At 61.1% G+C, this 10883-nt stretch carries 11 protein-coding genes and 1 pseudogene; 4 read left to right on the top strand and 8 right to left on the bottom strand.

Annotated elements, in window-relative coordinates; all coding sequences use genetic code 11:
* Positions 1-72: 72 nt before the first annotated feature.
* The 7 genes from VQ044_RS25890 to VQ044_RS22085 form a co-directional block, all read right to left on the bottom strand.
* Entirely contained in the window at positions 73-282 is a 210-nt protein-coding gene (locus tag VQ044_RS25890) for a RidA family protein (RefSeq protein WP_442880723.1), read from the bottom strand.
* Positions 283-415: 133 nt separating this feature from the next.
* Positions 416-2077 carry an amidohydrolase gene (locus VQ044_RS22110; RefSeq protein WP_327649354.1) on the bottom strand — a complete coding sequence of 554 codons (1662 nt, stop codon included), beginning with the start codon at positions 2075-2077 and terminating at the stop codon, positions 416-418.
* 208 nt (positions 2078-2285) lie between these two features.
* The gene (locus VQ044_RS22105; protein WP_327649355.1) at positions 2286-3350 is read right to left on the bottom strand and encodes an Ldh family oxidoreductase; all 1065 of its coding nucleotides are present in this window, start codon (positions 3348-3350) and stop codon (positions 2286-2288) included.
* Positions 3351-3532: 182 nt separating this feature from the next.
* On the bottom strand, positions 3533-4456 hold the full coding sequence (locus VQ044_RS22100) for a D-isomer specific 2-hydroxyacid dehydrogenase family protein (protein ID WP_327649357.1): 924 nt from the start codon (positions 4454-4456) through the stop codon (positions 3533-3535).
* 225 nt (positions 4457-4681) lie between these two features.
* Positions 4682-5740 (bottom strand): ABC transporter substrate-binding protein, encoded by a 1059-nt coding sequence (locus VQ044_RS22095; RefSeq protein ID WP_327651252.1) that lies wholly within the window; start codon positions 5738-5740, stop codon positions 4682-4684.
* Between the two features lie 54 nt (positions 5741-5794).
* The gene (locus tag VQ044_RS22090) at positions 5795-6637 is read right to left on the bottom strand and encodes an ABC transporter permease (protein ID WP_327649361.1); all 843 of its coding nucleotides are present in this window, start codon (positions 6635-6637) and stop codon (positions 5795-5797) included.
* Between the two features lies 1 nt (position 6638).
* Positions 6639-7517, bottom strand: a complete 879-nt coding sequence (locus VQ044_RS22085) for an ABC transporter ATP-binding protein (RefSeq protein WP_327649363.1) — start codon at positions 7515-7517, stop codon at positions 6639-6641.
* 309 nt (positions 7518-7826) lie between these two features.
* Here VQ044_RS22085 and VQ044_RS22080 point away from each other — a divergent pair.
* Positions 7827-8629, top strand: a pseudogene (locus VQ044_RS22080) (IS3 family transposase); the annotation flags it as partial.
* A gap of 148 nt (positions 8630-8777) precedes the next feature.
* Here VQ044_RS22080 and VQ044_RS22075 read toward each other — a convergent pair.
* A complete protein-coding gene (locus VQ044_RS22075) occupies positions 8778-9278 on the bottom strand; it encodes a zinc ribbon domain-containing protein (protein ID WP_331827767.1) in 501 nt (166 codons plus the stop codon).
* Between VQ044_RS22075 and VQ044_RS22070 the strand changes: the two genes are divergently transcribed.
* Genes VQ044_RS22070 through VQ044_RS22060 form a run of 3 tightly spaced genes read left to right on the top strand, consistent with a single transcriptional unit; the run spans position 9173 to position 10784 of the window.
* Positions 9173-9685, top strand: a complete 513-nt coding sequence (locus VQ044_RS22070; RefSeq protein WP_327649364.1) for a hypothetical protein — start codon at positions 9173-9175, stop codon at positions 9683-9685. The two genes, VQ044_RS22075 and VQ044_RS22070, sit on opposite strands and share 106 nt — an antisense overlap.
* Before the next feature lie 2 nt (positions 9686-9687).
* A complete protein-coding gene (locus VQ044_RS22065; protein ID WP_327649366.1) occupies positions 9688-10131 on the top strand; it encodes a hypothetical protein in 444 nt (147 codons plus the stop codon).
* 11 nt (positions 10132-10142) lie between these two features.
* Positions 10143-10784 (top strand): DNA/RNA helicase domain-containing protein, encoded by a 642-nt coding sequence (locus tag VQ044_RS22060; RefSeq protein WP_327649368.1) that lies wholly within the window; start codon positions 10143-10145, stop codon positions 10782-10784.
* Positions 10785-10883: the final 99 nt, after the last annotated feature.

The raw sequence follows: 10883 nt of genomic DNA, 5'->3' as shown, positions 1-10883 counted from the left end.
CTGGGGCATTACCATGTCGATACGTTACCTGCGCCCTCAAGGGTAAATTCCCGGGTGGTCGATGTCTCATCGTCATTGGCACGGAGGGTGCACCAGGTCACGGCGGTCGCCGCCCACGCATCTTAGGCACGCGTCGACGTTGAACAGGACTTGACATACCTGGCGCGCGAACGGCTCGCTGCTCAGATGCTCCCCGCCTTCCGCGATCGGAAGCTGGCCGGAAATGAAGGCAAGGCCCTCGTGCGTGCTGACGTGCGAATAATGTCCTACGGGCGCTATCAACGATCAATGCGCTTTTCGCTGTTTCTCCTACGACGGCTCGACATGAGAATCCCACTGCTTAGACGTCGCTGCACGACGCCGCATCTAGGGGCCCAGACCGGAGCCCGCCGGTTTGAAGGATCGGTCCTGCCGATCAGCTCTCTTCCTCGATATTATGGACGATCTTCCCGCCGACCAATGTGATGTCGGCCGTGATGTCGACTAGTTCCTCCGCGGGCACCCTCAGCGGGTCGTGCGACAGCACCGCCAAATCCGCCTGCTTCCCAACCTCGATGCTCCCGCGGCTGTTTTCGTCGAAGGTAAGATAAGCTCCTTCGAGCGTCGCCGCCCGAAGCGCCTCATAGCGGCTTATGCGCTGCCCCGGCGCTATCTCTTCGTCGGTATACTGATCTAACCTGCTCACGCAGTGCCACATCGGATGGAACAGCGAGATGGGAACGTTATCGGTGGCCAGAGAAACGTGGATTCCCGCATTGATCAAGGAGCGCATGGGAACAATGTCATGGGCGGGATCGATGCCTTTTTTACTCTGATGCAGGTGCCCCTCGCGCCGAATATGGCGGTTAGTATGTGTCGTCAGCACCAAACCCAGCTTCTTAATCCGCTCGATGTCGCGCCTCGTGATGATGCTGATGTGGCCGATCACCCACCGTTGCCTGTCGATCGGGATGACCTGATGAACTTCCTCGAACACGTCCAGCAATTCGAGCGAAAGGCCGCCCGGCCGAATCCCCAGCCGCGCTGCTGTGATAAGCAAGTCCTTTAACTGCTCGCGAGGCAAGGCAGTGTTGTAGTTAAATCCGGCCCAACCTGTGTAAGGCGCCGCCTGCGATCTGAGCATGTTCTCGACCGTTACGTCCGGCGAGACAAAGAATCCGAGCATGCGCAAGTCGTCGTCGCCAATCCCAGACCCGCTAAGCCAAGATCCCCAGTTCTCGAGGAGCCAGCTGTTGCCCTGCGATCCGGTGTCTGACCAACTGGGGCTGAATGCCAGTCTGGCTCTGACGGTCATCTCTTGCCGATCGTGCAATTCGCGGTAGGCGTCATACAGCTCCGCTGCCACGCCGTGCTCCTCGAATATTCCTGTGGTGCCCACGGCATTGTACGCCCTCATAGAATCGCGCAGTCCTTGCACCCGATGCTCGTGCGTAAATCTAGGCATCATCTTGAACACGCTCAGTTCGAGCACCGGCATGAAATTCCAGTCACGGAAGATGCCAGTGAGTTCGTCTGTCGACGCGTCCCGATCGTATTCGATGCTGGAGGTCGCGGGTGCGCTGTCGCGATCGAGGCCGGCAAGCCTCAACGCATAGCTGTTTGCCACGGAGACTACCGGAAGCTTGTGATTCCAGTAGCCCCAGGCCGGGCGTATGTAGACCGGGTGATCGGGAGCGACGCTGTCTAGTTCCCATCTCGTCGGAAACCGGTTTTCCCGCAGATTCGATGGTACGTTCCAATAGGATGGTGGATCGCCCACGGGCATGGTTAAAATCCACTCGCCAGGCGGGGTCGTCTGCGCCACTTTGCGGACGATTTCGAGGATATCTTGGATGCAAGCGGCGCCGGCCAGTGACGGGTAGACGGTCTTGAGGCCCTCCCGATCGAGATGCGCATGACCGTCGATCAAGCCCGGTATCACTGTCCGGCCCTTCAGGTCGATGACGCGATGCGGTCCGGGGCAAGCCTCCACCACGGCGTTGTCGTCGCCGACCATGCTGATCCGACCGCCGTCGATGGCCACCGCGCTGGCGATGCGGTCTTCCCGATCGACTGTGATGACGTTTCCGTTGATCAACGCTATCCGAGCCACAATACTCTCCTACCTTCTAAGATCGTCGCGCGGTCAAAGCGCCGAAATCGGACGCTTTGTCTGCGGATTGCCCGCCCACATCGTGTCGGCGCGCTGCTGTACCCGTCGCTATTGGCCCGGTATTGGCCAGGGGCCTGGATCGGCCTCCCATTCTGGCAGACTGACCGGAAAACGCGTTTCAAGTGGTCCGAGCTTAAGTCTTATTCACCAGCGACTGCCAACCGTTGAGGCCGATCTCGCGTAACGCGACATCCAGCGACGATGCCGTCGAGGGTCGCAGTTTGATGCCCTCCGTCGCGGCCTTGCGCCGGTTCTGCGCACTGTTTTCCCCGGGAATACGAACGTCGCTTTCTGACGACGCCTTCAACCGACAGACGAGATCGTCGGCTCGGCGCTTGAACTCGTCAATCGGCAAGTAGTTCTCAATCCGTATGGCGAGGAAGAAAAATGCCGAACGCTGCGGCGTCTGCAGATCATCGGGCGGCCCCACATCGTCTCCGTAGGTGCCGCCGGACAGGACCCCGGTCAGCATGTCGACGATCAACGACAGGGACCATCCTTTGTAGCCGCCGAACGCCATTAGAGCGCCGGTCAAGGCTTCGCCGGGATCGGTCGTCCAGCGACCGGACGAGTCCGTAGCCCAACCCTCGGGAATTGGGCGCCCATCCGCTTTTGCCGCCCGAATCTTTCCTGCCGCCACAATGCTATTCGCCATGTCGATGACGACAGGATCGCCCGCCGTGGGAATGGCGACGGCCCACGGGTTGTTGCCCAGAACCGGCCTCATGCCCTCACCCGATATCACGCGCGGGGAGGCGTTCGACGCGGCAATGCCGATCATGCCACTATTTGCGGCTATCAGCGCAGGATGCCCTGCCCTGCCGAAGTTTCCCCCGTTTACTACGGTGACCGCGCCAAGACCCATAGATGCGGCCTTCTTCACCGCCGCCTCCATCCCACGTATCGCTGCGACCTGCCCTATTCCGTCCTGGGCATCCAGTAAGGCCGTGGTCAACGAATCGCGTACGGGCGTCATGGGAGTCCGCGGCTTTACCGATCCCGCCTGTATCCGCCGCAGCAACATGGGCAGGCGGGAGACGCCGTGGCTGAGCGCGCCCTCCGCCTCGCTTTGCACCAGCAACTCGGACACGAGCGTCGCGTCCAAGCGTGAGACGCCGATATGCTCCAACGCTGTAGCGCATACATGAACCAGTTGATCCAGCGTAAGGACAGTCGGATTGATGGATTCCAAACTCATTTACCACTCCTCAAACCATGCCATGTCCTGCTCCCCGGCAGGCCCATCGATGCTGTGCACGCAATCGGTCTCGTTGCTCGTCCGGCTAGGAGACCACACCGACACTCCCCATTCTTATTCTTCCGGCTGCCGTGCTCATCCCACCCGGACTAAAAGTTGCCACCGGGCGCGCCGCGCAGGCGTCAATATCCCAGCTTCACGTCGACCGTGCCCAATAAATCAGTTCCCTCGCGAAATCTGCTTACGTTTTCGCGGATGCGCGCCGCCAGCAATCCACGAGTAATTTCCGGAGTGTCGGCAGTATGGGGTGTGATCAGGCAGTTCTCCCGGGACCAGAGCGGATGACCGTCGGGCAGCGGCTCAGGCTCAGTTACGTCGAGCGCTGCGCCCGCTATCCGCCCTTCACGCAGGGTCGCCTCCAGCTCGTCCGTAACAACGATGCCGCCCCGCGCTACGTTGACTAGCCAGGCAGAGCGCTTCATCTGCGCAAACCGTCCGGCGTTCATCAGGTCCTTGGTGATGTCCGTCAGCGGGGCGGCGATGAACACCACGTCCGCCCTCGCAAGCTCGACGTCGAGCTGGTCGAGCGTGACGGTCCTGGACGCACCCGAAACCTTGCCCTCTCCTCGGCGCACCACCACCGACCGCACGCCGAACGGCTCGAGCAGGCGGAGGATCTCGCGGGCAATACCACCGCCGCCGACAATCAGCACGTCCAGTCCGCCGAGCATGACGCCGGCCTGTTTTCCCCAAGACGTTGCGCGCGCCCGCTCGGGCAGCCGGCGAAGGCAGGCCAGCGCCAGCGCCAGCGCATGCTCAGCCACTGGCGCCGCGTAGGCACCCTTGGCACATGTCCACACCTTGATCCGTTTGTCAGCGAAGACTCCGGCGGCGGCAAACCGATCGACCCCGGCCGAAGGGAGCTGCACCCATCGCACCGCTGGCGCGCCGGACAGCAGATCGCGCAGCACGTTCGGAGTCGTCAAGGATGCGCAGACCAGCGCCTCAGCCTTATCCTCCAACGGTACAACTACGCCTCCGCCGGCCGTCACCGCTTCGGCAAACACTTCGGCAGAACCCGGACTCAATGCAACCCGTACATTCATCAGCACTCCCTCAGGCCTGATCGAGGCCGAATATCAGTTTTCCACAAGGCGACAGCCGCTCGAACCAGCGGATCCCGACGACTTGAGCCGCAGCCGCCAGCATCTTTCAGGTCCGCGCGCCACGTCCCGGCTGCCGAACGGCGGCGTCAGCACTGCCCTTCCGGCAAGGTAAAACGCCTCGATTTCCGGCCGCCAAGGGGCGTTTTTAGGATCGCACGACCCCGGTCAGAGAGAGGCGAGAACGTCTTTGGTGATGCTCGTGTCGACCATCTGATTATAGTCAACGACCTCCGTCTGGGCGCCCGTGAGGATATTGACTTTCTGCGTGAATTCGACCTGCTTGGGAGAAATTGCATATTCCCTGTTGACAAAGCCATCGTTCACGTACTCATCCCAGACTGCGATCGCCGTCGCCTCGTCCGCACCGGCGTTCTTGACCGTCCATGCCACGGCTTCGTCCTTGTTTTCGAGCGCGTAGATCACGCCGCGCAAATACGCTCGAACGGCCCTGACGACGAGATCCCGATTGTTCTCGATCGTGTTGGTGTGGACGAAGTCTGCGTTGCGGAGGAAGTTCGGCAGACGCTCCGCAATCGGGAATAAGACATGAACCGGAATGGCTGGATCGGCTTCGAGCAGCAGCGCATACTCGGACCCGGCGACTCCCGCCTGCACAAGACCGGCCGACACCGCCTGGAAAGTTGCCGGCGATCCGCCGGTGTTCACGAACTGGACCGCATCGGCGTCCAAACCAGCCTCAACAAAGGAAGCGTACGCAAGCTGCTGGAGTAGCGCTCCCGGCTGTGCACCGCCGACGTTCTTGCCGAGGAGATCCTCAAGAGATTGAATACTCTTGTTGGCGTACATCAGATGCGGCACACGAGAAAAGACTGATCCAATCATGCGCAGATTTGCCCCCTTGGCGATCGCCACGATCGGTGATCCTGCTCCACAGCTGCCCATTTCCAGCTCACCGGCCAGCACCGCCCGCGTGATCGTCGCGCTTGATTCAAGACCAACAATTTCGGCATCGATCCCCTCGTCCGCAAAGAATCCCTTTTCGAGCGCGAGGTTCTGGAACATTGAATCGGCTTTGAACGCCGGCGTCCCGATCCGCCAGCGGTCATTACTGGCGCTTTGCGTGTCCTGGCCAACAGCCGGGAGAGAACCTAGCGTGGTTGCGGCCAGGCCCAGACCCACCATCTTAAGAAAACGTCGTCTTTCCAGGCTGTCGCTATTAGGCTTTCCACCCTGCTGCTTCAGAAGCATGCTCTCTGATTTCATTTTACGAACCTTTCTACAAAGTTAATAGTGACTATTGCATATTAAGCGCAAATACTACTTTGAAGCCGAAGTAGATTTTTGCCATGGCGCGACCTTGTTTTCTATGAAGCTAACAAGTTGCGTCAATCCGACACCGATCAGCATCAGCACGACCACCGGCCCGAAGAGACCCGCCGTGTTGAACTGATTGCCGGCCATGATGATCAGCGCGCCAAGGCCGCTCACGCCGGTGAAGAATTCGGCGACCACCATCGCCACGATGCCTCGCCCGACCGCCAACCTCAGGCCAGTCATGATGAACGGGACTGCCGCAGGAAGTACGATTTTACAGACCACCTGCGTGCGCGACGCCAGAAAGGTTTGCCCGAGCTCGATCATGGTTTTAGGAACGGCGCTGACCCCGTCCCAGGTGTTGATGATGATCGGGAAGATCGCCATCGTGAAGATGATGGCGACCTTGACCATAAAGCCGAGCCCAAACCACAGCATATACAGCGGAATGAGGGCAATGACCGGCATCATGTAGATCGCCACAATGTAGTTGCCGAAGGCCGCGCGAAACAGCAGCGAGCGCCCCAGCGCAATGCCGACTGGAATGCCAATTGCGGCCGACAGTACGAAGGCAGTAAGGAAAGGATACATGCTTTCGAGGATGGCGGGCAGAAGCTGTCCGCCCGTCGTCATTCGCCAGAGCTCGGCAGCGATCTGCGTCGGATAGGAAGCAAACAGGGGATTGATTTCCTTCCCCGCAATCTCCCAAATGATCAGGATCAGGAAGCCCGTCCCGATCCCGATTAGGCCATTTAAGAAACGGGGCTCCTTGACAGGACCATCCTGGCTGGCTGGCCTGACGGTCGGAAGCGCCGTCGCGGTGGCATCGGATTTCGCGATACTCATTCTAATCACCTTGATCGAAGTCGGCGCCGTCCTCGATGCTGCCCGGTTGCGTTGCCTGCAGGAGCTCCCAAAGCCTGTGCCGTTTCTCGACGAACTCGCTGGTCGTCCTTATCTCCACCGGACTCTGACGAGGACGGGGTATGTTTATGTCGAGAATGGTCTCTACCCTTCCGGGGCTCGGCGCTAGGATTACGACGCGATCTGCGAGCACGACCGCCTCGTCGATGTCGTGGGTGACGATGATGATGGTCCGGCCGGTGCTTTGATGGATCCGCAGCAGCTCGCCTTGGAGAACTTCGCGCGTCTGTGCATCCAGGGCGCCGAATGGCTCGTCCATGAGGAGTACGCTGGGCTCGATCGCCAGCGCTCGGGCTAGACCGACCCTCTGCTTCATTCCTCCAGAAAGCTGGTCGGGGCGGCGCTGCATCGCATCTTTCAGGCCCACGAATTCAAGATAATACTCTGCCGTCGCCCGCCGCTCCTTCGCCGGCACCCCCTTCACTTCCAAGCCGAACTCCACGTTGGCGAGAGCATTGCGCCAAGGCAGCAACTCGGCATGCTGGAAGACCATACCGCGATCGTAACCTGGGCCGTTGATCTCCCGTCCCGCTACCTTCACGCTGCCAGAGCTTGCGCGCTCCAGCCCTACAATAATTCGGAGCAAGGTGGTCTTGCCGCAGCCGCTGATTCCGGTGATGGCGGTAATCTCGCCGGCGGGGATGTCGATCGTTACGTCCTGCAGCGCCCGCACCTGCTGGTGCATGCGGTTAACGCTGACCCAGAAGTTTTTCGAGACGTTGGTGACCGTGACAGAAGCCCCGGTCATCCCTCCCCCGGCTCGGTTGAGCTGAGCGTCTTCTTCGAACTCTGCTAGCATCATTGCTTTACACCTAATTGCTGCAATGCTTGGCGGCTTTTCCTTGTCCGGACGTAAGCGATCGACACGAGATCACGACCGAGTACTACGCTCTAGAGTGCACGATCGCCACTTGGACCCGCGCCGGCACCGTCATGCGAATGAACACTACACCACTCTGAAATCCGAATTCCTGTCAGACCGTCTGACAGAGAGAATGATCTCATTGAGCCTGATGTCAACGCGAACGGAGAAAATAATAAAATTTCGCTCTCCCTGGCTCTCCCAAAGGTGATCCGGGCGCGCTGGGACTTCCCATGAAGGAGGACGACGATGGCTCGGAAGAGACACAAGCCCGACGAGATCGTCACGAAGCTTCGGCAGGTTGAAGTGCCGCGCGGACAGGGAGCGGCGATGGCCGATGCCGTTCGCCAGATCGGCGTGACGGAGCTGACGTTCTACCGCTGGCGCAAGGAGTATGGCGGCATGAGCCGCGACCAGCTTCGTCAGATGAAGGATCTCCAAAAGGAGAACGAGCGGCTGCGGAAGGCGGTCGCAGATCTGACTTTGGACAAGCTGATCCTTTCAGAGGCGTCCCGGGGAAACTTCTAAGCCCCGCGCGTCGCCGCGCCTGTATCGACCATGTCCGCTCGGTTCTGCCGAAGAAGGTCTCTGAGCGCCGGATCTGCCGGGCTCTTGGCCAGCATCGCTCGACACAGCGGCGCCGGCCTTGTGGCCGGGATGACGAGGGGCAACTGACCGAGGACATCGTCGAGCTCGCCCGTCGTTACGGTCGCTATGGCTACCGCCGGATCGCCGCGCTGCTGCGCAGCCAGGCGGGTTGGGTGATCAACGACAAACGGGTCGAGCGCATCTGGCGACGTGAGGGGCTGAAGGTTCCCGCCAAGCAACCCAAACGAGGCCGTCTCTGGCTCGCCGACGGATCGTGCGTCCGCCTGCGGGCCGAGCGGCCCAACCACGTATGGTCTTACGACTTTGTCGAGGACCGCACCCATGAAGGAAGAAAGTATCGAATGCTGAACGTCATCGACGAGTTCACCCACGAGGCTCTCGCGATCCGGATTGATCGCAAGCTCGATTCCACCGACGTCGTCGTCGTCCTCTCCGACCTCTTCAGACGGCTTTCGACATCTGCAACCCGGACAAGGGCCCGGTTCCATCGCAGCTCCAGTTCTCCCGCCACCAGCCAGTTCTCCGGGTCAGCAGCGTCATACTGGCGGAAGGCGCGATCGGCAGCGTAGCGATCCGCCTCGAGCTCCCTCGTCAGGGCGTCACGCACCTGATCGCGGCGATGGACGGCTTGTGCTTCGGCCTCTTTCGCCGCGGCGATCGCTCCAGGCTCGACCACCCGCAAGAGAGCGTCCCCGATGGCATCGTCAACGCGCAATCCGCCAAAGGCGATACAACGGCNTGTGCTTCGGCCTCTTTCGCCGCGGCGATCGCTCCAGGCTCGACCACCCGCAAGAGAGCGTCCCCGATGGCATCGTCAACGCGCAATCCGCCAAAGGCGATACAACGGCGCTCGCCGTTATCAAGCAGACCGCGCCAGCAGGAATAGCGTGGAATATCGTGCTTGACCCCAGTGTAGCGAAGCGTCAGCTTGCGGCCGCAACGTCGACATCGAAGCAGACCGGCGAGCAAGGCGTCGCCATGCTTGGGTGCTCCATGATGCCGGCCTGCCGGCGCCGGACTTCGCCGAGACGCCCGCGCTGATGAATACCGATCCGTGGGAGGGGATCGGGCCGATCTGGTACTGGTCGACACGCAATCTCAGTCGCTACGCCGACGCCAACAACATCGAGATGATCACAAGGCGGATCAACGGCGGCCTGAACGGCTATGCCGATCGGCTGAGGATGTACGAGCGTTCGGCGCTGGTGCTGCTTGGCCGCAAGCTCGAGGCGGGCGCGGTGAAGCGCTTCCAGACCGATCGCGGGCTGACCGCCGACGACATCGTCGGACCCGCCACACGCGCCGCCTTGCACAAGGCGCTGGTCGTGTCGGAGACGGAAGCGGTCGTCGCGAAAGCCGAGCTCGTCGCGCATGAGCCTCCTTTGGCCCAGCCTGTGCCGGTTCCGGGCGACTGGCAGCCGCAGCTCACCATCCCCGAGTACCTGGCCATTATCGAAACGAGCACCGCGGCCATCCGCAAGCTCTCGGCAGGAGCGTGATCATGGAAGCCGTTGCTGCCTTTCTCTGGCCTGTCCTCGAAATTCTGCTGCCGATCGCGCTGATGGTTCTCGCGCCGCTCGCGACGGCGGCCATCTACCGGCTGTTTCAGAAGCTCGGCCTCGATGCCGAGGCGCTGAACCGCGACGCGCTGCAACAGGCAATCACCAGGGGCGCGCTGGAAGCGGTGAAGCGTGCCGGCGGTCCTGCCATTGCCACGACCATCGGCAAGGCTGCGTTGCGCGCTGGGGTCGATCAGGTGAAAGCGGGCGTCCCGGACGCCATCGCCAGGTTCAATGTCCCGGACGCAGAGATTGCGCGCCGCGTCGAAGCTCAGGCGACGGCTATTGTTCAGTCCACCCCCGCCATCCTGCGAACAGTCACCGCCGCTGACGGGCATGCCGCGATCGACGCAACACTCGGGCGAGTGATGGGCGGGCGAAGATAGGGGGCCGCGCCGTGGAGGATATCGTTGATAACCGGCCGCAGGCAGCGCGTGATGTGTACCGCCAGATCGAGGAGCGCTATCCGATCTGGCTGACGCGGGACCTCGACGCGGCGCGGAAGTGGCTTCGGAGGGTTGGGCGAGGAAGTGAACGCTTCGGGCTGATCGCGTCTTCGGGCGCGTATCGTCTGCGCCCCGAGGGCCTGCATGTGAAAGCCAAGATCGATGCCGCGTCGTGGTTCTTGAATGACCGCAGAGATGTACGCTCGTCCTTCTATCTCGAGGAAGTCGCCACCGAATTTGACGTCCAGGGGCTTGAACTCGACTGGGTCGGCGTGTGCTGGGACGCAGACTTCCGCCATCAGGCTGGCGCCTGGGGTTTCTACAATTTTCGCGGCACGAGCTGGCAGCGGGTAAATCAGGATGAGCGGCAGCTCTACCTCAAGAACGCCTATCGCGTAATCATGACGCGGGCCCGCCAGGGCATGATCATCTTTGTGCCGGAAGGTGACGCATCGGATCCCACGCGTCCGCCAACCTACTACGACGAGACCTACGCGTTCTTGAAAACCTGCGGTTTGACGGATTTGGGTGCCACAGACCTCGATACGACCAGGTCGCCGGCCGTCCCAACAAAGTTGCGGGTGAGCGTGTAATCGGCCCGTATAGAGCGACGATTGGGATGAGCGGCAGCGTCAATTACGATAAGCGCCTGCGGTCGAGGTCGAAGGTTTCCTAATTGTCGCGCGAGGTCA

The organism is Aurantimonas sp. C2-5-R2 (assembly GCF_036549495.1).
In the GTDB taxonomy this organism is placed as follows: domain Bacteria; phylum Pseudomonadota; class Alphaproteobacteria; order Rhizobiales; family Rhizobiaceae; genus Aurantimonas; species Aurantimonas coralicida_A.
This window is presented reverse-complemented; position numbering and strand designations above follow the sequence as displayed.

Excerpts from the sequence above, each read along its gene's own strand:
- VQ044_RS22065 (WP_327649366.1), top strand. The coding sequence starts at position 9,688 with ATGGAAGCCGTTGCTGCCTTTCTCTGGCCTGTCCTCGAAATTCTGCTG.
- VQ044_RS22095 (WP_327651252.1), bottom strand. The coding sequence starts at position 5,740 with ATGAAATCAGAGAGCATGCTTCTGAAGCAGCAGGGTGGAAAGCCTAAT.
- VQ044_RS22105 (WP_327649355.1), bottom strand. The coding sequence starts at position 3,350 with ATGAGTTTGGAATCCATCAATCCGACTGTCCTTACGCTGGATCAACTG.
- VQ044_RS22085 (WP_327649363.1), bottom strand. The coding sequence starts at position 7,517 with ATGATGCTAGCAGAGTTCGAAGAAGACGCTCAGCTCAACCGAGCCGGG.
- VQ044_RS22100 (WP_327649357.1), bottom strand. The coding sequence starts at position 4,456 with ATGAATGTACGGGTTGCATTGAGTCCGGGTTCTGCCGAAGTGTTTGCC.
- VQ044_RS22090 (WP_327649361.1), bottom strand. The coding sequence starts at position 6,637 with ATGAGTATCGCGAAATCCGATGCCACCGCGACGGCGCTTCCGACCGTC.